General features: G+C 70.0%; 13 protein-coding genes. 8 read left to right on the top strand and 5 right to left on the bottom strand.

The genetic code is table 11. The annotated features are described in order from the left end of the window. The first annotated feature begins 76 nt into the window (after nucleotides 1-76). The 8 genes from ileS (at nucleotide 77) to pufC (ending at nucleotide 12,368) form a co-directional block, all read left to right on the top strand. Nucleotides 77-2,938: an isoleucine--tRNA ligase gene (gene ileS, locus QZ607_RS02580; RefSeq protein ID WP_295879305.1), complete on the top strand. Its 2,862-nt coding sequence runs from the start codon at nucleotides 77-79 to the stop codon at nucleotides 2,936-2,938. Nucleotides 2,939-4,141: 1,203 nt separating this feature from the next. Next, nucleotides 4,142-5,155, top strand: a complete 1,014-nt coding sequence (locus tag QZ607_RS02585; RefSeq protein WP_295879306.1) for a metallophosphoesterase — start codon at nucleotides 4,142-4,144, stop codon at nucleotides 5,153-5,155. A gap of 165 nt (nucleotides 5,156-5,320) precedes the next feature. Continuing rightward, nucleotides 5,321-5,851, top strand: coding sequence for a hypothetical protein (locus QZ607_RS02590; RefSeq protein WP_295879309.1), 531 nt, complete (start codon nucleotides 5,321-5,323; stop codon nucleotides 5,849-5,851). A gap of 153 nt (nucleotides 5,852-6,004) precedes the next feature. After that, nucleotides 6,005-6,526, top strand: a complete 522-nt coding sequence (locus tag QZ607_RS02595) for a DUF1566 domain-containing protein (RefSeq protein WP_295879311.1) — start codon at nucleotides 6,005-6,007, stop codon at nucleotides 6,524-6,526. A gap of 8 nt (nucleotides 6,527-6,534) precedes the next feature. Continuing rightward, nucleotides 6,535-7,008, top strand: a complete 474-nt coding sequence (locus QZ607_RS02600; RefSeq protein WP_295879313.1) for a thiosulfate oxidation carrier protein SoxY — start codon at nucleotides 6,535-6,537, stop codon at nucleotides 7,006-7,008. 29 nt (nucleotides 7,009-7,037) lie between these two features. Then, entirely contained in the window at nucleotides 7,038-7,349 is a 312-nt protein-coding gene (gene soxZ, locus QZ607_RS02605; RefSeq protein WP_295879316.1) for a thiosulfate oxidation carrier complex protein SoxZ, read from the top strand. Between the two features lie 172 nt (nucleotides 7,350-7,521). Further along, a complete protein-coding gene (locus tag QZ607_RS02610) occupies nucleotides 7,522-7,848 on the top strand; it encodes a high-potential iron-sulfur protein (RefSeq protein ID WP_295879318.1) in 327 nt (108 codons plus the stop codon). 419 nt (nucleotides 7,849-8,267) lie between these two features. Continuing rightward, a complete protein-coding gene (gene pufC / locus QZ607_RS02615; RefSeq protein WP_295879320.1) occupies nucleotides 8,268-12,368 on the top strand; it encodes a photosynthetic reaction center cytochrome PufC in 4,101 nt (1,366 codons plus the stop codon). A gap of 216 nt (nucleotides 12,369-12,584) precedes the next feature. Here the strand turns inward: pufC and pabB are convergent, their stop codons facing one another. The 5 genes from pabB to QZ607_RS02640 all read right to left on the bottom strand — a co-directional run bounded on the left by pabB (nucleotide 12,585) and on the right by QZ607_RS02640 (nucleotide 21,001). Next, a complete protein-coding gene (pabB, locus tag QZ607_RS02620; RefSeq protein WP_295879322.1) occupies nucleotides 12,585-14,144 on the bottom strand; it encodes an aminodeoxychorismate synthase component I in 1,560 nt (519 codons plus the stop codon). Further along, nucleotides 14,090-15,556 (bottom strand): glycogen synthase, encoded by a 1,467-nt coding sequence (locus QZ607_RS02625; RefSeq protein WP_295879324.1) that lies wholly within the window; start codon nucleotides 15,554-15,556, stop codon nucleotides 14,090-14,092. The genes pabB and QZ607_RS02625 overlap by 55 nt, the downstream gene beginning before the upstream one ends. Nucleotides 15,557-15,734: 178 nt before the next feature. Continuing rightward, the gene (locus tag QZ607_RS02630; RefSeq protein ID WP_295879326.1) at nucleotides 15,735-16,952 is read right to left on the bottom strand and encodes a hypothetical protein; all 1,218 of its coding nucleotides are present in this window, start codon (nucleotides 16,950-16,952) and stop codon (nucleotides 15,735-15,737) included. A 555-nt stretch (nucleotides 16,953-17,507) separates the two neighbouring features. Next, nucleotides 17,508-19,619 (bottom strand): glycogen debranching protein GlgX, encoded by a 2,112-nt coding sequence (gene glgX / locus QZ607_RS02635; protein WP_295879329.1) that lies wholly within the window; start codon nucleotides 19,617-19,619, stop codon nucleotides 17,508-17,510. Between the two features lie 245 nt (nucleotides 19,620-19,864). Further along, nucleotides 19,865-21,001, bottom strand: a complete 1,137-nt coding sequence (locus tag QZ607_RS02640; RefSeq protein ID WP_295879331.1) for an MFS transporter — start codon at nucleotides 20,999-21,001, stop codon at nucleotides 19,865-19,867. Nucleotides 21,002-21,366: the final 365 nt, after the last annotated feature.

Raw genomic sequence — 21,366 nt, forward strand, 5'->3', positions numbered from 1 at the left:
CATCTCTGATATTCTTGAGCGTTTTCTGCCGGGCCTGAGCCGGCGGCAGCGGCCTGTGGCCCGAGGAAGTATCGCCGTGACCGACTACAAGCACACCCTGAACCTGCCGAAGACCGGCTTCCCGATGAAGGCCAATCTGGCCCAGCGGGAGCCGGAGATGCTCAAGCGCTGGGAGGCGGACGACGTCTACGGGCAAGTGCGCGCCGCCCGCGCCGGCGCCGGGCGCTTCGTGCTGCACGACGGCCCGCCCTATGCCAACGGCGAGATCCACATCGGCCACGCCGTGAACAAGGTGCTGAAGGACATCATCGTCAAGGCCCGCACCCTGGATGGGCTCGACGCCCCCTATGTGCCGGGCTGGGACTGCCACGGCCTGCCCATCGAGCTCCAGGTGGAGAAGAAGAAGGGCAAGCCCGGGCAGAAGATCAGCGCGACCCAGTTCCGCCAGGCCTGCCGGGACTACGCCGCGCGCCAGGTGGACGGCCAGCGGGCGGACTTCAAGCGCCTGGGCGTGCTCGGCGACTGGGGCAAGCCCTATCTCACCATGGACTTCCGCTTCGAGGCGGACATCGTGCGGTCCCTGGCGCGCATCTTCGCGCGCGGCCACATCCACCAGGGCAGCAAGCCGGTGCACTGGTGTATCGACTGCGGCTCCGCGCTGGCCGAAGCCGAGGTGGAATACGCCGACAAGACCTCCATGGCCATCGACGTGCGCTTCCAGGTGCTGGACGAGGAGGCGCTGTTCGCCCGCTGCCACTCGGTGCCGGACGGCCATGGTGACGGCCCCATGTCCGTGGTCATCTGGACCACGACGCCATGGACCCTGCCCGCCAACCAGGCCGTGGCCCTGAACCCGGAGCTGGAATATGCGCTGGTGCAGACGGACGGCCAGGGCGCGACGGAGCACGGCCCCGAGCGCCTGCTGGTCGCCGAGGGCCTGCTCCGGGACACCATGGATCGCTGGGGCATCGAGCACTACCGGGTCATCGCCTATGGCCGCGGCGATGCCTTCGAGGGGTTGAAGCTCCAGCATCCCTTCTACGACCGCGAGGTGCCCGTCATCCTTGGCGAGCACGTGACCCTGGAGGCCGGCACCGGTGCCGTGCACACCGCCCCCGGTCATGGCCTGGACGACTACATCGTCGGCAGCCGCTACAAGCTCGCAGTGGACAACCCGGTGGGCGGGGACGGGCGCTTCCTGCCGGGCACGCCGCTGTTCGCCGGCGAGTCCGTCTGGGATGCCAACGAGCAGGTGGTGGAGACGCTCAAGGCGCGCGGCGCCCTGCTGCTCGGCGCCCGCTTTCAGCACAGCTATCCGCACTGCTGGCGGCACAAGACCCCCATCATCTTCCGCGCCACGCCGCAGTGGTTCATCAGCATGGATCAGCAGGGACTGCGGGAGGCGGCCCTCGCGGAGATCGCCCGCGTGCGCTGGATGCCGGACTGGGGCGAGTCGCGCATCGACGCCATGGTCCGCAACCGTCCGGACTGGTGCATCTCGCGCCAGCGCACCTGGGGCGTGCCCATCCCGCTCCTGGTGCACAAGCAGACGGGCGCGCTGCACCCGCGCAGTGCGGAGCTGATGGCGGCCGTCGCCGAGCGCATCGAGCAGAAGGGCGTCGACGCCTGGTTCGAGCTGCATCCGGCGGACCTGCTGGGCCAGGCGGAGGGCGCCCTGTACGACAAGGTCCAGGACACCCTGGATGTCTGGTTCGATTCCGGCGTCACCCATGCCTGTGTGCTGGAGCGCAACGACCCCGAGGGCGGCTGGCCGGGCCTCTCGGCGCCCGCGGACCTGTACCTGGAGGGCTCCGACCAGCACCGCGGCTGGTTTCAGTCGAGTCTGCTCACCTCGGTGGCGATGCGCGAGCACGCACCCTACCGGCAGGTGCTGACCCACGGCTTCACCGTGGACCAGCAGGGACGCAAGATGTCCAAGTCCTTAGGCAACGTGGTCAAGCCCCAGGACGTCATGAAGACCCTGGGCGCCGACATCATCCGGCTCTGGGTCGCCGCCACGGACTACCGCGGCGAGATCGCCGTCTCCGACGAGATCCTGAAGCGCACCGCCGACGCCTACCGGCGCATCCGCAACACCGCGCGCTTCCTGCTCGCCAACCTGCATGGCTTCGACCCGGCGACGGACCTGGTGGCGCCCGCGGACATGCTGGCGCTGGACCGTTGGGCGGTGGACCGCGCCCTGAAGCTCCAGGGGCAGATCACCGCCGCCTACCAGGACTACCAGTTCCACCAGACCTACCACCGTCTGCACAACTTCTGCGTGGTGGACATGGGCGGTTTCTACCTCGACGTCATCAAGGACCGCCAGTACACCACCCAGCCCGACAGCCTGCCGCGGCGCTCCTGCCAGACGGCCATGTACCACATCGTCGAGGCCATGAGCCGCTGGCTGGCACCGGTGCTGAGCTTCACCGCGGACGAGGTCTGGCAGCACATCCCGGGCGAGCGTGACGCGCACGTCTTCACCGCAACCTGGTACGGCGGGCTGTTCGCGCTGGATGCGGACGACCCCTGCGACCGGGATTACTGGGCGCGGGTGCTCGCGGTGCGCACCGCTGTCGGCAAGCATCTGGAGACCGCCCGCAAGGACGGTCTCATCGGCGCCTCGCTGGATGCGGAGGTGGACCTCTACTGCTCCCCAGAGCTGGCGGAGACCCTGGCCCGGCTCGGGGAGGAGCTGCGCTTCGTGCTCATCACCTCGGCGGCGCGGGTGCAGCCGTTCGCGGCGCGCCCACCCACCGCCGCGGACACCGAGGTGGACGGCCTCGCCATCGGCGTGAGCGCCAGCCCGCACCCTAAGTGCACCCGCTGCTGGCACCACCGCGCCGATGTGGGCGCGAATGCGGACCATCCGGCCCTTTGCGGTCGCTGTGTGGACAATGTTGTCGGTGCCGGCGAAGACCGCCGCTATGCCTGAGCCGGCCGGACCGGGCTGAGAGGTTGTGAAGAAACCCACCGACCCGCTGCGGACGCCTCCGGACGCGCCATGCGGCGTTGCAGGGAGCCGAAAACCGGGTCACGTAGAACGACTACGCTCCCCGGTTTTCGGCTCCCTGCGCCTTGCCTGGCACGCCCGGAGACGCCCTCGCGACGGCCGGCAGATTTTTCACAACCTCTGAGCGCAAGTCCGGCGACGGGCCCGGCCGCGTCGGATCGCCCGTGGTCCCGCGGCGCGGGCGGCCAAGGACAGCAGCAGCACCGGCCCAGTGCGCGCAACGCCGCAGCCGGCGACATCACCTCACCCGCCCGCGCCGTGGGCTGGATGCCTGCGAGCGCAGCCCCGTGTGCGCCCGCTGCTCGCCTTGAGCGGCGTGAACGCCATCGGCGATCGATAATCCTCCTCGCCCCTCGCCCCTCGCCCCTCGCCCCATAGATTCAGGGAGGCGGTGATTACACCGCTCGTCGGATGGATAAAATGTACTAATGAAGACAAACGGTATATTCGCAAACAGTGGAGCCATTGGGCATGTTATGGTTTTTGCGCATACATATGGCTTTTTTCCGTTAGCCCATTCTTGTGCTGACCTAGACCGGTCGCTGTTCGCCCAAGCCGAAGCATTCAGCATCCAACAGTGCATTAGTAGATGCCCATTTAATGGGAACGCCGAATAGGCGGAATGGATTGTCACGATAGGAAAAAATGCAGGGGCATCGCTTGACTCCCGCGGTGCTGTCTATATCCTCACGCCCTACGCACTTGGACAAATACCGACAATCACCGGCGTCAATGCATGGCTGGTCTGCTCGCAGCCTTAACGCTGAAGGCCCAAGCACCCTGCACGCTTAATCGACGCCATATCGACAAAACCTGTTCAGGTCGGCCCCTGTTCAAGTCGTCCAAGGAGCAGCCGTCGCCGAAGGCTTAGTTCGGCGCCCTCAGGCTGGGTAATGCCGGCTGGATAGTGTCGGGAGGCACTGTCGCTGCCCAGGCCTGAAGCGGTGATGCGTCGCGCAGCCCAGCGCCCAGCGCCCGGACCACGACAGCAGAATGGATCGCAGCGCAGCGAGGCCGGTGCACGCCGGCCGCGGTGAGCCCGGCCGCGCCCCGGCCGCGGCTCATCAGCAAAAGGGCAGCGAGTAACGTCTGCCCAGAAGCCAAACCAAAGGTGGAGTGAAGCCAATGTCCGAAGTGAATCAGAGCAAGCGCGACTTCCTCGCGTTCAGCGGCAAGGCCGGCATGGCCACGCTGGTCGCACAGGCCGCCGGCATCAATCTCGGTATCGTGGATGTCGTCAGGGCCGAGGCCGGCGGCAAGGTGGACCCCTTCCGCTTCGCCATCATCAGCGACGCGCACCTGTACAGCATGGATGACCACAAGTTCGACCAGCAGCTCATCGACGCGGTGACCAAGGTCAACAACATGGAGCCCATGCCCGACTTCGTGCTGTTCGGTGGCGACGTGGCCCAGAACGGTACCGAAGACCAGCTGGTGAAGGGCAAGGAGATCCTCTCCAAGCTCAAGATGCCCATGAAGATCATCCCGGGCGAGCACGACTGGTACCTCGACATGGGCGAGGCCTGGCGCGGCCTGTTCGGTGACGAGACCTGGTCCTTCGACCACAAGGGCGTGCACTTCATCGGCCTGAACTCGATCCTCGTAGAGGACTTCTGGACCGGTCCCGGCCTCACGCCGAAGGAGCGGATGACCGTCATGGAGATGCTTGAGAGCCCGATCCCCGGCCCCTGGGGCGTGCATGAGCAGCAGCTCGAGTGGCTCGCCAAGGACGTCAAGGACCTGGCCCCGAGCACGCCCATCGTCATCTTCACCCACTCGCCGCTGTGGGACTACTACCCGCGCTGGAACTTCCAGACCTCCGATGCCCCGGAAATCCGCGAGATTCTCTCAAAGTTCGACAACGTCATGTCCTACCACGGGCACGTCCACCAGACGCTCTACAACAAGATCGGCAACATGTCGTCGGTGGCGGCCATGAGCACGTCCTGGCCCTGGCCCTACCCGCCGGTGGAGCTGGCCTACCCCGAGACCCGCATGAACCGCGCCGACCCGTCCATCGCCACCGACGGCCAGGGCGTGCAGATCATCGACCTGAGCGGCGAATTCGAAGGCCTCGTGCAGTACAAGCCGTTCGAGGACTCCTTGACGCCGTTCATGCAGGACGGCTTCAAGGTCTGACCCCGCGTCGTCACCCGCTGCCGGTCGCTGCGGCGGTCGGCGAAGCTTCCGGCGACGCCCCATGCACGAGAGCCATCGGACGCGCGCCACGACACGAAGCCGCTCCATGGGTCCACCACGCCCTGGCGGCGGCCAGCTTGATCGAACCTGGAGGAGTCACCCTCAATGAAAACCCGCACCGCCATCCGTCGCGCCCTCGGCGTCGGCGGCATCGCCCTCGCCACCGTCGTTGCCGGCACCGTTTTTGCTCGCCCGCCTTTCACAGACGAGGAGCTCAAGCAGCAGATGGACAGCCTCTACGAGGCCATCCAGGTGGGCTACGACCTCTGGCACGGCAGCGAGCCCAGCATGACCAGCAACGGCCTCGCCTGTGCCAATTGTCATCCCGACACCGCCGCCTCGAACCCGCAGACCTTCCCGAAGTACATGACCATGTACGGCAAGGTGGTGCCCTGGCAGGAGATGGTGAACTGGTGCATCGAGAACCCGCAGCTCGGCGAGCGCCTGGACGCGCAGTCTGACGAGATGACCGCCATCAAGGCGTACGCCATGTACCTGCACCGCGGCCTGCCCATCGAGCCCGGGCTGGCCTCTGAGCAGACGGCGGCCGTGCCGGTGGCCTTCGGCACCGGCTTCAAGCGCGAGCCCACGGGGCTCGGCGTCGACACCCGCGAGTACGTGCCGGAGCGGCGCTGACCGCGGGGGCGGCTCGGCGAGGCCACCACGGCCGGCCACCGGGGCGAGGGATCGCCCCGTCCCCCGTCCCCCGTCCCCCGTCCGGGACCAAAGCCCCGATCATTGCAAGGTCCACCGAGCAAGCACCGGCGGGATGCCGCCCGGATAACTGCCATGCGTATTCCCTTGACGATATTGCTGTTGTGCGTGCTGGCCACGGCGCAGGCAGAGCAGCGTTGCGACACCAGCCAGCATCCGCTCTCGGCGCCCACCGAGCGCTTCACCGACAACGGCGACGGCACCGTCACCGACACGGCCTCAGGGCTCATGTGGATGCGCTGCGCGCTGGGTCAGGAGTGGACCGGCGACACCTGCGCCGGCGATGCCGAGACCTACGCCTGGCCATCGACGCAGCCGGCCGCCGATGCCGTCAACGCCAGCGGCGAGCAGTTCTTCAGCGATTGGCGTGTGCCTGGGCTGCGGGATCTCGCCCTGATCGTCGAGCGCGAGTGCGTGAACCCGCGCATCAACCTGACTGTGTTCCCGAACACGGCGGCCGACTTCTTCTGGACCAGCAGCGCGCGCGAGGATGATCCGGACGATCGGGTCTACGCGCTGAGCTTCGGACCCGAAGGCGTGGAGCCCCACGCCAGGAGCCTGGCCCACCACCTGCGCCTGGTGCGCACCGCGCAGTGAGCCCGGCAGTGACCACCGCAAACAGCAGCGTCCCGCGGCCGGACCGGCGCCGTGCGCTGGCGGGCACAGCGGCGTGGCTCGCCTGTGCAGGCACGGGCATGCACGGCGTCGCCGCCGACATCCTGCCGGCGCGGGGGGCCGTCGATGCGGCGCTCGTGGCCCTGGGTGCAGACACGAAGCTGGGCGCGGTGGAGGCGCCCGAGCGGGTTCGGCTCACCCTGCCGGAGCGCATCGAGGACGGCGCCATGGTGCCCGTGTCAGTGCGGAGCACCCTGTCCGGGGTGCGCGATGTCCTGGTGCTCGCGGACATGAACCCGGCCCCCATTGCCGCCCAATTCCGCCTTGGTCCGGGGCTGGCGGCGCGCATCTCGGTGCGCATCAAGCTCGCCGGCAGCGGGCGCGTCTACGCTGCGGTACGTACCGCAGACGGGCTTTACTGGACCGCCGCCGACGCCGAGGTCACCGTCGGCGGTTGCAGCTGACGGCGGCGACGGAGACCAGGCATCCAGCCATGACGGAGCGTATCCGCATCCGCAGCAGACGCCGGGAAGGCGGCGTGGACGTGATGGTGCTGATGCTGCATCCCATGGAGTCGGGGCTGCGCACGGACGCGGACGGCCGCCGCATACCGGCCCATTACATCACCGACGCGACCGTGACCGTGAATGAGCAAACGGTGCTGGAGGCCCAGCTCGGCATCGCCGTGGCCCGTGATCCGTTGTTGCAGTTCCGCCTGGAGGCGGCGCCCGCAGGGGCGCAGGTGCACGTGCGCTGGCGCGACAACCGCGGCGAGCGGCAGATGGCCACGGCAACCCTGGCCTGAATCGGCGCTGAGAGAGCAGTTCCGTCGGCAAGGCAACGCTGACGTTCCCGGTGCGCCGCCCGCGAGCGGTGCCCCGAGCCACTGGGGTCTGAGGCCGGCCGTGGCCGCGACCACCCGGCATCACCCCAGACCACAACACCGACATCAAAAGCCAAAGCGAGGAGCTTACGCCATGAACCCCATTGATCGCCGCAAATTCCTGTTCCAAGTCGCCGCCGGGGCCTCCGCACTGGCCATGGCGCGTTTCGTGGGCGCCGAAGAGGCCAAGCCGGATCTCGACCCCAACGATGCCTATGCCAAGGCCATGGGCTTCGTCACCGACACCGCCAACGCCGACGCCGAGAAGTTCCCCAAGCACAGCATGGATCAGTCTTGTGCCAAGTGTCAGCTGTTCCAGGCGCCCGAGGGGGCCGAGAAAGGGCCCTGCTCCTTCTTCGGCGGGCGCCAGGTGCCGGCCACCGGCTGGTGTCGGAACTTCAAGCCGAAGAACGCCGCCTAGTCCGCTTTCTGACGCCTTGGCCCCCGGCACAGCCTCGGGCCCGGTCCCGACTGCAAGGGCGCCGTGGCGTCGGCCGCGGCGCGCCGGGGTACCGGCGACACCGAAGCCGCTTGTGGCCGTCGCTGGTGCATGCCGGCGCCTGGACTGAACCGGCAAGGCTTGCCCAGCCCATTTGGGTGAGCCTGTAATTGACATCGGTCAATGTCGCGGTAGGCTGACCTGTAGGGCGTAGGCGGGCGCCCGGTCGGCACATCCAATACACCCGCCGAACGCGCGCCCAGCGGCGTGCATGACCATCGGAGGCATTCCCCATGCGGCGTCCTGCAGGTTCGGCTGCCCGTCCAGCAGCCACCACCGGATTTCCCAGCTCCATCGCCGGCACTGCGGCGCGTCGCCACAGCGCGCCCGGCAGCCGGCATATGGCCCAGCGCCTGCTCACCGCCGGCGCCGCCTGCACCCTGGTGCTGCTCACCAGCTGCAAGCAGCCCACCGACAGCGTGCAATCGGGCTATCGCGGCAATTCCATGATCCAGGTCTACAACCCGGCGAACGTCGCTGCGCTTGAGGGCATCAACGCGATCCCGGAGGCCGAGCCGAGCGATCCCTACGACCCCAGCTTTCCCATGGCGAGCGAGCTGCACGAGAACGTCCAGGTCCTCACCGACCTGAACGCCCTGGAGCTGGCGCGACTCATGAACGCCATGACCACCTGGATCGCGCCGGAGGAGGGCTGCGCCTACTGCCACAACACGGAGAACCTCGCCGACGACAGCAAATACACCAAGGTCGTCTCCCGGCAGATGATCAAGATGACGCGGGACATCAACGCCAACTGGCAGTCCCACGTCAAACAGACCGGCGTCACCTGCTGGACCTGCCACCGCGGCCAGCCGGTCCCATCCGATATCTGGTTCGAGCAGGAAGACCCGCCACGCCCATCGGCGGGCATCAGCGGCTGGAAGGCCGGTCAGAACCTGGCGGGCGTCGCCAACAACGGCTTCTCGTCCCTGCCCTCTGACCCGCTGACGCCTTTCCTGTACCAGGACAACGACATCCGCATTCAGGGCACCGAGGTGCTCCCGCACGGGAACCGCCGCTCCATCAAGCAGGCGGAGTACACCTATGCCCTGATGATGTACATGTCAGAGTCGCTCGGCGTGAACTGCACCTACTGCCATCAGACCCGCGCCATGGGCCTGTGGGAGGAGAGCACGCCGCAGCGCGTCACCGCCTGGCATGGCATCCGCATGGTGCGCAACCTCAACAACGAGCACCTCAGCCCGCTGCTCCCGCTGTATCCGGACACTCGGCTCGGCCCCACGGGTGACGCCCCGAAGGCCGCCTGCGACACCTGCCACAAGGGCACCTACAAGCCGCTCTACGGCGAGACCATGTTGGGAGACTATCCGTCCCTGAGCGGCATCCTGCCCGGGCGGCTGTCGCCCGACCCCACACAGGGCGGTGTCGTTCAGGTGGCCTATGCGCCCGAGGGCGCGGCGCCTGCCAGCCTGGAGCAACGCCAGCAGTTCGTCGAGCAGCTGGCCGCGGCCGAAGCCGAGGCCGAGGCCGAAGCGGCGGCTGAAGCCGAAGCCGCGGCCGCCGAGCAGGTCGCGGTCGCCGAGGCGCCTGACGGCGATGCGCCTGCGGGCGACGCCGCGGGCGAGCCCAGGACCGCTGCGGCCGAGAAGACCGCCGCCGCGGTCGACGCAGACGACAGTGCCGCGCCGGCGGCGCCGAGCGAGGGCACCGCCTCCATGCTCGCCGTGCTCGGTGAGACCGACATGTTCGCGACGACCTTTGCCGGCACCACGGCGCCCACCGGGGAGGCCCCCGCCGATGCCGAGCTGCTGCCGAAATGGCAGGGTCTGTGGCGCTGGTGGCAGCCGCCGGCGGGTATGACGCCCGAGGAGGCGTTGGCGATGCGCGGTCCCGTCTCCCCCATCGACGCCACGCTGGGGGTCGATGGAGCCCTCGCATCGGTGTTCGCCGGCGCCGCGCGGCCGAGTGGCGATGCCGCATCGGCTGCGCCCAAGTGGCAGGGCTGGCGTCGCTGGCTGCGCTCGCAGGGGGCGGATGCCGACGCCGCCGCGGACGGCATGACGATCGCCGAGATCGAGCAGCGGCTCGTGGAGCTCACCGACACGCTCGAAGCTGTCCGCGCCGAGCTCCAAGCCGGCCGGACGGCGTCGGTGACCGTCGCCACCGCCGCGTCCACGGCCACGGCAGCGGCCCCCGCGCAATCCGCGCCTGCGCAGACCGAGACGGCGGCGCCCGCCGCGGCGCCCGAGTCCGCGGCAGCGCCTGATGACGAGCTCGCCACCGCAGCGACACCAGCAGACGACGGTGCTGAGGTCGCAGCCACCGAGACCGACGACGAGCCCCCAACAGACGCCGCGGCAGCGCCTGAGGCGACGGACGACGGCATGGATGCAGAGACCGCGGCCGTGGCGCAGGACAGCGGCGCCGCCGAGGCCCATGCCGAGGCCCTGGCCGCCGAGGTCGACGCACTGCGGGCGGCGCTCGAGGCCGAGCGCGCCGAGGCCGCGGACGCGGGGGCGACGGCAGAAGCCCTGGACGACGCCGAAGCGCGCATCGTCGCCATGCAGGCCCGTCTCGATCAGGAGACCACCGCGCTCGGGCAGCAGCTCGACGTGGTGCGCCAGCAGCGTGACGCGGTGGCCCAGGCCCTGCGGGACGAGCACGCCGACGCCATGGACGCTGCGGCGGACCGCCTGACCGCCATGCAGGCCCGCATCGATCAGCAGCGCACCGCGCTCAACCAACAGCTGGACGTGGTGCGCGAGCAGCGTGACGAGGCCGAAGCCGAGGCCGCAGCGCGTGTGGCGGCGGCCGAGCATGCCGACGCCATTGCCGCCGCCGAGCGCCAGATCAGCGCCATCGAGGCCCGGCTCGACCAGCAGACGCATGCGCTGAGCCAGCAGCTGGACGTGGTCCGCGAACAGCGCGACGAGGCCGCGGACGCCATCCAGGCCCTGGTGCCGGCGGACGAGCACTACGACGCCCTCGACGCCGCCGAGCGCATGATCCGGGCGCTGAACGCCCGCCTCGACCAGCAGGCCCATGCCCTCAAGCAGCAGCTGGCGGTGGTGCGCGAGCAGCGCGACACAGCCGAGGAAGCGGTCGCCGAGCGTGTGCCGCGGGACGAGCACTTCGATGCCCTGGACGCGGCCGAGCGCCAGCTCACCGCCATGGGTGCACGGCTCGACCAGCAGACCGAGGCCCTGCAACAGCAGCTGGAGGTGGTGCGCACCCAGCGCGACGCGGCCGCCGAGGCGGCGCTGGCGCAGGACGCGGCCGGCGAGCAGCCCGTCGCCGCCATCCCGAAGGACGAGTACTACGACGCGCTCGACGCCGCCGAGGAGCAGTTCATCGCCATGGGCGCCCGCCTGCGCCAGCAGACCCAGGCCCTGCATCAGCAGCTGGAGGTGGTCCGCGCCCAGCGCGATACCGCCGAGACGGCGCTTGCCGCACGCATCCCCGCGGATGCCTACTACGACGCCCTGGATGCCGCCGAGCGCGACTTTACCGCCATGGGCGCGCGCCTTGCCCAGCAGACCCAGGCGCTGCACCAGCAGCTGGAGGTGGTGCGCGGCCAGCGTGATGCCGCGAAGGAGAGGCTCGCCGCCCGTGTTCCGGCGGACGAGCACTACGACGCCATCGATGCCCTGGAAGGACGCGTCGCCGCGATCCAGGCGCGCCTGGACCAGAACCGGCATGCGCTGGAGCAGCAGCTCGACGTGGTGCGGTCCCAGCGCGACGGCATGGCGGCGGCGGCCGAAGCGCGCCTCGCCGCCCTAGAGCGCGAGCACGCCGAGGCCCTGGAGGCACTTAAGACCCGCATCGCCGCCGGCGACGCCCGTCAGGAGCAGGAGCGCGAGGCCCTGCGCCAACAGCTGGAGGTGGTGCGCCGCCAGCGCGACGCGGCCCAGGCAAGAGCGGACGAGGAGATCGCGCGGCTGAACGCGCAGCTTGCGGAGACCGAGGCGCAGCTCGGCGCGGCCCGTGGCGAGGTGGCGGCCACCGAAGACGCCCTGGCTCAGGCCCGTGACAGCGCGGCACAGGCGCAGGCCCTGAACGAGACCGCTGCGGCACTCGGCGGCGAGGTGACGGAGGACGGCATCGTCGTCAACCTCGGCGGCGACCGGCTGCGGTTTGCGAGCGGCAGCGCGACGCTGCCTGAGGGGGACCTGCCGGCGCTCGACCGCGCCGCCGAGCTGCTCGCCGAGCGCCCGGAGCTGACGGTGCGCGTGGAGGGCCACACCGACAGCGTCGGCAGCCGTGACCTGAACCAGTCACTGTCGCAGCAGCGCGCAGAGGCGGTGATGGCCGCCCTGGTGGAGCGCGGCGTGGACCCGGCGCGCCTCACCGCCGCGGGCGTTGGGCCTGACCGGCCCATCGCCAGCAATGCCACGGCGGAAGGCCGCAGCCGCAACCGCCGCGTGGAACTCTACGTCACCGCCCGCGAGCAGGTGGCAACCGGCGCCGCCGGGGGGGACTGACGCCGCTCGCGCCTGGGGTCCCTGGGGCCGAGCAAGCGCCCCGCGTAGGTCGGATCAGCGACAGCGTAACCCGACCATAGGGGGCGCGTGGGTCGGGTCAGCGACCGCATCACCCGGCTGTCAGGAGCGTACCTGGGCACGAAGTCCGCTCACACTGCGCTGACCCGACCTACCCTGCCGCCCGCGCCCCGGCGGGCGCAGGCGGGCGCAGGCGGGTCAGGCGGAGTCGCCGCGCAGCGAGACAGCGGGCCGGGTTTGCGCGGTCTCCGCGCCGGTGTCGGCACCAAGCTCGGCCACCAACGCCAGCATGGCGCGCGCCTTGAGACCAATCTCTGCCCACTCCGCATCGCGGTCGGAGTCCGCCACCAGGCCACCGCCGGCGCGGAAGTCGAGGCGGCCATCCGCGACGGTCGCGGTGCGGATGGCGATGTTGTTGTCCATGGCGCCGTCGTAGCCGACATAGCCGATGCTGCCGCAATAGACACCACGGGGGGCGCCTTCCAGCGCGTCGATGATCTGCATGGTGCGGATCTTGGGCGCGCCGGTGATGGACCCGCCGGGGAAGCAGGCCCGCAGCAGGGAGGCGGCGTCGGCATCCGCACGCAGACGCCCGGTGACGCTGCTCACCAGGTGATGCACGCCGGCATAGGACTCCACCTTGAAGAGCTCCGGCACCCGCACGCTGCCGGTCTCGCAGCAGCGCCCGAGATCGTTGCGCAGCAAGTCCACGATCATCAGGTTCTCGGCGCGATCCTTCTCGCTCGCGGCGAGCGCATCGGCGAGTGCGCGGTCCCGCGCAGGGTCCGGATGGCGTGCCGCCGTGCCCTTGATGGGCCGGGTCTCCACCTGTGCGTCGCGCAGCCACAGAAAGCGCTCCGGCGATGCGGAGAGCACCTGCATCCCCGGGGTGTTGAGATAAGCGGCGAAGGGCGCCGGGCTCAGCTGCCGCAGGCGGGCGTACGCGCTCCAGGGGTCGCCGGCGACGGGCGCGGACCAACGCCGGGCGAGGTTGACCTGGTAGCAGTCGCCGGCGCGGATGTAGTCCTGCACTGCGGCGAAGCGCCGCGCGTAGCGGGCTTGGTCCAGGTCGCTCAGCAAAGGCCCCGTCACCCGCAAGCCCTGGCTTGGCACGGTTCCCCAGTCCCCGCTGGGGCCCTTGCTCCGCTGCTGGTCAGTCCGCTGCTGGGCGCGCCGCCCGGGCTGCCATTGGGCCAGCCGCCGCAGCCGCTGGCGGCGCGGGTCCGCCGGGTCGCCCCGGCCCACCAGCCAGCTGGTGCCACTGTGGTGGTCCACCAGCAGCGCCCAGTCGTAAATGCCCATGGCGAGCTGCGGTGCGCCGGGCGTGAGCGATGTGCGGAGCCCAAGCCGCTCGAACCGCCGGCCCAGATCATAGCCGAGCCAGCCCACGGCGCCGCCGACGAAGGGCAGCCCGAGCTCCGCCGCGGCGCCGGCGTCCACCCGCCGGCCCAAGGCCTCGCGCAGCAGATCCAGCGGGTCGTCCGGCGAGAGGCTGCGGCGATTGCCGCTGCGGACCTCCGTCAGCGCGCCGACGGTGCGCAGGGTCACCCTGGGGGCCAGCGTGATGATGTCCCAGCGCCCGCCCGCGGCACGCCCGGCGTTGCTGTCCAGGAGCATCGCCCAGGGCTCCGCGGCCACGGTGGCGAAGCGCGCGGGCGGATCGGCGCAATAGGCGAGCTGCTCGATGTGGATGGCGTCCGTCCTCAGGCCCGAATGTAGTCGTAGATGTCGAGGTAGTGCTGCCCCGGGCCGTTCCAAGAGCGGTCCTGGCGCATACCGTTGACCCGCAGCTGGCGGAAATACTCCGGGAAGCGCTTCCACAGCCCGATGGCGCGCCCCAGCGCCGACTCCAGTCCGGCATAGGTGTAGTCGTCGAAGACATAGCCGTTGCGCTCCTCGAACGGCCGGTCCGAGTAGTTGGCATCGAACACCGTGTCCGCGAGGCCGCCGACGCGCCGGGCGATGGGCACGCAGCCGTATTTCATCGCGATCATCTGCGTCAGCCCGCAGGGCTCGTAGACGCTCGGGATCAGCATCATGTCGGCACCGGCGTAGATGAGGTGCGCCAGGTCCTCGTCGTAGCCGAGCTCGAGGTGGCAGTCAGGGCTCGCGTCCATCTCGTGCTTGATGCGCCAGAAGTCCGCGCTCACGTCCGGTGACGGTGCGCTGCCGAGCAGCACGAACTGGCAGCCCTGCTCCAGCGCGTAGTAGATGCCGTGGCGGATCAGCTCAACGCCCTTTTGCCTGTCCAGCCGGCTCACCACTGCGACGATGGGCTTGAAGACGTCGCCGAGGCCCGTGCGGGCGCGCAGGGCCGCCTTGCACTTGGCCTTTTCGGGCAGGCTGTCCGGCCCGTAGTTGACCGGCAGGTGGGTGTCGAGCTCCGGGTTCCAGGTGTTGTAGTCGATGCCGTTCAGCACGCCGCCGAACTTGCGGTCGTGGGTCTGCAAGACGCCCTGAAGGCCCATGCCCTGCTCCGTGTGCTGGATCTCCCAGGCATAGCGCGGCGACACCGTGGTGACGAAGTTGGAGAAGACGATGCCGCCCTTCATCAGGTTCACCGCACCCGGGTTGCCCGGGTCCTGCAGGCGCTCCGGTGTCATGAGGCGGCCGGCGTCCAGGCCGTTCATGTGCAGCACGTGCGCACCGGTCCAGCCCTGGTGGCCCATGTTGTGCAGCGAGTAGCAGACGCGGATCTGGTCCATGCCGAGCCCGGCGTAGATCTCGTACAGCAGCACCGGCATCAACCCGGTGTGCCAGTCGTTGCAGTGGATGATGTCCGGGCGCTTGCCGGACTTGTACAGGAGCTCCATCGCCGCCCGCGAGAAGAAGGCGAAGCGGTCCGCGTCGTCGGCGTCGCCGTAGATCTTGCCGCGGTTGAAGAAGCCGTGCTCGGAGTGGGCGTCGATGAAAAAGCACTTGAGCCCGTCCACCTCGCCGCACTCGACGTCGCAATGGATGGCCTTGTCGTAGAAGGGCACCCAGAGGTCGGTGTGGCACTTGTGCAGGTCCTGGATACGGTCGAAGCGCAGGCTGTCGTACTTCGGCAGCACGATCTCCACGGCATTGCCGCGGATGGACAGCTCGCGGCCCAGCCCGTGGATGAAATCACCGAGCCCACCGGCCTTGGCGACGGGAGCACACTCGGGGCTGGCCATGACGATGAACATAGGGCGATCCTTGGCTGGCACCGACGCCGGGCGGCCGGCTCGCGGCGCGGAGCGCTCGGGTGTCCACGGCGGAGCCCGGCGGGTACAGCGGCGGGCGGGGTTGGCGGGTGATCAGGGGCGGATTATACGCGCCGCAGCGGGTTGCCTGCCGGCGGGTGCGGCGGGGCTCGTGCGCGACTCAGGTCATCCCGTCGTCGCGCGGCGCCACCGGCAGCTGCGGCAGCGCCGCCAGCAGGCGCATGATGACCTGATGGTCGCCGATGGGGATGTGCAGCACGAAGCGCCCGCCCGGGCCGACCCGGTAGGGATGGCCGCCCAGGTCCAGCAGGGTATTCGGGGGCGCGGTGCCGTGCACCACCAGCTCCGCGGCGAGCGTGGCCCCGTCCACCTGCGGGCGTAACGGTCCACTGCCCGCCACGGGCTCAGCCGGTGCCGCTGTGGGCGGTGCCGTCGCCTGCGGTGGCGGGCGTGGCGTGAGCCTTGGAACCACCCCGCCGGGCGGCGGCTCCGGCCCGCGCAGGGTCCCCGGCAGCCCGGCCCCCGGGCCCGGCAGCTGCGTGACCGGCGCGGCGCGGCCGAGGCTCGGGTCGCTGCCTGAGCGCAGGGCCGGGTTGTCGGCCGCAGCGCGGTGGGGCGCCCGTGCCTCCGCCGCGGCAGGCTCGGTGACGCCGACACCAGCGTCCGGCTCCGGCTCCGGCTGCGTGGCGGGTGCCTGTGATGCTGCGCGTGCCCGCGCCGACAGCGGCGGCTCCACCAGCGGGAATTCGGGCGCCAGGGGCAGCGGCGGTGGCGCAGCCTCATCACCGTCACCTGCTGCTGCATCCTCGGAGAATGCGGCGGAGGATGCGGCGGCGGATGAGCCGTCGGATGAGCCGGCGGGGGCGGGCGCTGCTGCCGCGGTGGCCTCGGGCGGCGTCGGCGACCGGCCGGGCTTCAGGAAGCGCGCGCCGACGGGCGCCGCCGCCGGCAGGCCATTGGAGCGGGCGATCAGCAGCCAGCCGCCGTCGTCGCCGGCGAGGCCGATCTCCGCCTGGAGCAGGCCGACGGCATTGCCGCCGGCGTAGTGGGCGTGGCCGTCCTCGGCATCGGCGTCGGCACCCAGGTCAGCATCGGCCATGAGCTGGTCGTCGCCATGGCTGCCGACACGATGCAGCCGCAGCACCGGGTGCGCCGGGTGGTTGCCGAAGCCCGCGCGCGCATGGGCGATGTCCGCCGGATCGATATGCCAGCGCAGATCCACCGCGCCGTCCTCGGTCTGGTAGAGCACCAGATGGGTGCCGACGGCCGTGTCCGGAAACTCGCCGCCGGCGTCGCTGGCGGGGGCGGCCAGGGTCGGGTCCGATGGCAACTGCGTCGCTGTTGCGGACGGGTTGTTGGCGCTGTGGTCAGTGCTCACGGCGGCGTCCACTGCGACATGGAGAACGACCGCCCACGATCAGCGTCGGCTCCCTGGTACCTGCTTCGGTACCTGCTGCGACGTGCGCCTGCCACCCGTCTCACCCTTGCTCGGTGCCGAGTCCCTGACTGCCACTTCGGCTGCGTCGTGCCGCGCTGCCCCAGCCGCTTGCCGGCCGGCTATGAGCGCCGCGGCAGGGGCCGGCTGGGCCATGCCCGGGGCGGCCCCGCCTGCCTGTGTGGCGCCGATGGGGGCCTCGGCGCCGATCAGCAGGGCCGGGTTGCCCGGTGGCTGGTGCCGATGCAGGCCGAGGGCGTGGGAGATGTTGGTGTTGAGCATCGGTGCAGCGGATCGCGGGGATCAAGCCGGGAATTGTGCCCGATGCAACGGGGTATTGGCGAGTTTGCCGGCGTCCTGAGCCGACCCGGGCGCACTGTCACGTGCCCGCTGTGTGCGCATCCGGATCTGCTGACACCTGCCGGCAGGCGGCTCGCGGGACCTTGCTGCATGCGGGTGCTCGTTGGGGCGCCTGCGCCCGGCTTGGCGAGCCTGCGCTCAGCGCCGCGTGCTGCCGGGTCCGGTCAGCAGCCGCGAGCTGTCCGCTGGCTGCGCGGCAGCACCTTCCAGCACCAGCACGCTGTGGGCGCCGAGCCGCCAGCGCCGCGCACCGATGGTGCGCTGGTCCGCGGGAGCGATCAGGTCCCGCGGCGGGGCCGCGCCCGTGTCCACGGCAATGGCCCACTGCCGCTCGCCCGGGGGCTCGGGCAGGAGGCAGGTCCGCGCCCTGGGGCCGAAGTTCATCAGCACGTGCAGCGGCGGCTCGTCTGCGGTGCGGCCCCGCAGCGTGAAGGCCAGCTCCCGGCACTTGGCGTCGTCCCAGCCGGGCGGGCCGCCGTCGAGTGCTTGCCAGCGCACGTCGTCGTGCCCCAGGAAGTGGCGGCGGCGCAGGCTGCGGTGGCGCTTGCGAAGCGCAATGAGACCGGCGGTGAACCGCACCATGTCCGCGTTCTGCGTGGCCAGGGACCAGTCCAGCCAGCCGGTGGGGTTGTCCTGGCACCAGGTGTTGTTGTTGCCATCGGCGGTGCGCAGCAGCTCGTCCCCCGCCGTCAGCATCGGAATGCCCTGGCTCAGCATCAGGATGGTCAGGAAATTCCTGGCCTGGCGGCGACGCAGGGCAAGGATCACCGCGTCGTCCGTGTCGCCTTCGGCGCCGCAGTTCCAGCTCAGGTTGTGGTCGCAGCCGTCGCGATTGCCCTCCCGGTTGGCTTCATTGTGCTTGCGCTCACAGCTCACCAGGTCCGCCAGCGTGAAGCCGTCGTGACAGGTGACGAAATTGATGCTGTTGATGGGGTGGCGCAGATTGCCCTGGTAGAGGTCGCTGCTGCCGGCGATGCGCGTCGCCAGCTCCGCCACCTGGCCCGGGTCGCCGCGCACGGCAGCGCGCAGGTTGTCGCGGTAGCGGCCGTTCCATTCCATCCAGCGGTAGCCCGGGAAGCTGCCCACGTGATAGAGGCCCGCGGCGTCCCAGGCCTCGGCGATGATCTTGGTGCCCGCGAGCACGTCCGAGAGCTCGATCCCCCAGAGCACCGGCGGGTGCTCCATGGGCACGCCATGGGCATCCCGCGCCAGGGCGCTGGCCAGGTCGAAGCGGAAGCCGTCCACGTGCATCTCCCGCACCCAGTACTCCAGGCAGTCGATGATGTATCGCGCGACGAAGGGATGATTGGCATTGACCGTGTTGCCGCAGCCGGTGAAGTCCAGGTAACGGCTGCGGTCGGCGGCGTCCAGCATGTAGAAGGTCTCGTTGCCGAGGCCCTTGAAGTGGATGGCCGGGCCGCCCTGGCCGCCCTCGGCGGTGTGGTTGAACACCACGTCCAGCAGCACGCCGATGCCGGCGCGGTGCAGGGCCTTGACCATGTCCCGGAATTCGCGCCGATGCTCCGTGGGCTCGCCGGTGCAGAAGCCCGGATGCGGCGCAAAGAACCCATGGGTGCTGTAGCCCCAGAAATTGGTGAGCCCGGCCGCGCCGGTGGCCGGCGGCACGTCCTGGGGGTCGAAGGCCATCACCGGCATCAGCTCCACGTGGGTGATGCCGAGGCGCTGCAAGTGATCGATCTTCTCCACCACGCCCTTGAAGCTGCCGGGGTGCGCCACGCCGGCGCTCGGATGCCGTGTGAAGCCGCCCACGTGCAGCTCGTAGATCACCATGTCCTGCGAGGGCATGGGCAGCGGCGCATCGCCCTCCCAGTCGTAGGGGTCCGCCAGCACCACGCCGCGGATGCTGTCGCCCGGCTTGGGGCCCTGTCCACAGCGCTTCGCACGGTCCCAGTGACTCACGTCCAGCGCCCGCGCCCAGGGGTCCAGCAGCTCCGCCCGCGGGTCGTACAGCCAGCCGTGGCCCTGGGGGTCCCAGGGCCCGTCCAGGCGCCAGGTGTAGCGGGTGCCGGGCGGCAGGTCGACCACCTCCACATGCCAGCTGAAGAAGCTGCGGTTCGCCACCGGGTCCAGCGCGACGACCTGGAAGGGCGCGTCGGCATCCGGCGCATACAGCAGCAGCGTCGCGCCGGTGGCATGCCGGCTGTAGAGCGAAAAGTTGATGCCCTTGTCGCTGATGCTCGCCCCGGGCGGATAGCGGCGGCCCGGGCGGACGGGGTAGGTCTGGGTCATGGCGGCGAAGGGGGCTCGGCTTGGAGACGACTGCGCCCCGCCGAGCAGGGCGGCGCCGCGGCAAGCAACGCAGCGCGCCGTGCATTCTAGCGGACGAAAGCGCCGTTGCTGATGCCCGTGATCTTCGGAAGCCGAAGCCGAAGCCGAAGCCGAAGCCGAAGCCGAAGCCGAAGCCGAAGCCGAAGCTGAAGCCGAAGCCGGTAATGCAGGGCGGGGCTGTGGGCAGCACAGCATGAGCCTCGCCATCAGTGGCGCCCGCCCCGATCCACCCGCAACGCCGCGATAAAGCCCAGCCCCCCGAGTCCGGACGCCACCGCAAAGGTGACCAGCGCCCCGGCCTGGGACCACAGCGACCCGGCGATCAGGCTGCCCATGGCGCCGCCGACGCCGAAGCTGACGCTGTTGTAGAGCGCCTGGCCGCGGCCCTGGGTGGGTCCCGGAAAGTAGTGATGCGCCAGGTGGATGGCGGCGGCGTGGAAGGCGCCGAAGGTGGCGGCGTGCAGGCTCTGCGCGAGGAGCTGCACGGCGATGATGTCCACGAAGGCACCGATCAGCAGCCAGCGCAGCACCGCCAGCGCCAGGCTCGCCAGCAGCAGCCGGCGGGCACCGAACCGCGTGAGCAGCCGGTGCATGTTGATGAACACCAGCACCTCGATGGCCACACCCAGCGCCCAGAGCGCACCGACGGCGGCATCGCTGTAGCCGTTGGCCTCCAGGTGGATGGAATAAAACGCGTAGTAGGCGCCGTGGCTCGCCTGCATCAAGAGGCAGGCGGCGAGGAAGGCCAGGATCTCCGGGCGCGCCAACAGGCGGCGCAATGACAGGTGCGCGTGCTCGGCCGGCGCCTGATCGCGGTCCGGGATCACCAGGCAGCTCGCCCAGACGCCGATGAAGAGCACCAGCACCGCCAGCGGCACCACGCCGCTGCCGGCCCATTCCTGCCACCAGCCGAGCAGCAGCACCGTGACGATGAAGCCGACGCTGCCCCAGACGCGCACACTGGCATAGCGGCTCGCCCGCGCGCCGAGGTGGTTGAAGGTGACCGCCTCCATCAGCGGCAACGGCGCGTTCCAGAAGAAGCTGAAGGCCGCCATCACCAGGGCCATGGTCCAGAAGCCATCGGCCCAGAACACCGGCACCAGGCCCAGCACCGCGAGCAGCGCACCGAGCCGCACGCTCGGCATGCGCTCGCCGGCGCGGTCCGCGAGCCAGCCCCAGACATTGGGCGCCACGATCTTGGTTCCCATGAGGATCGCCATCAGCGCGCCGATGGCGGCGGGTGCGAAGCCGCGCTCCAGCAGGTACGGCCCCCAGTAGGGCACCAAGGCCCCCAGGGCTGCAAAGTGGAAGAAGTAGAAGCTGGAGAGCCGCGTGTAGGGCATACCAAGACTCGGCTGGAGCGGCGCTGTCGCCGCCGGCTGCCGGTCCGTCACGAGGGCAGCCCCGACGCCTGGCGCGAGCGGTCATGCGCACGGCAGGCAAGCGGCCACCGCGACCAACGCGGCAGGTTACCGGATCTACGTCCTGCACAAAAAACGGTGACGGTATATTCAATCCTTGGTCGAGCACACACCGCGTACCAGAGGAGAATCACGCAGCAATTCACCAGAGCGGCGCTTGGACCGAGCCCCATCCATTGCGAGCAAGAACGTTCAACAGTTAACGATACCTTCCCTGCAATCGTGTTGCGCCCGTTGCCCGTTGCCCGTTGCCCGTTGCCCGTTGCCCGTTGCCCGTTGCCCGTTGT

Source organism: uncultured Thiohalocapsa sp. (genome assembly GCF_913063425.1).
Classification (GTDB): domain Bacteria; phylum Pseudomonadota; class Gammaproteobacteria; order Chromatiales; family Chromatiaceae; genus Thiohalocapsa.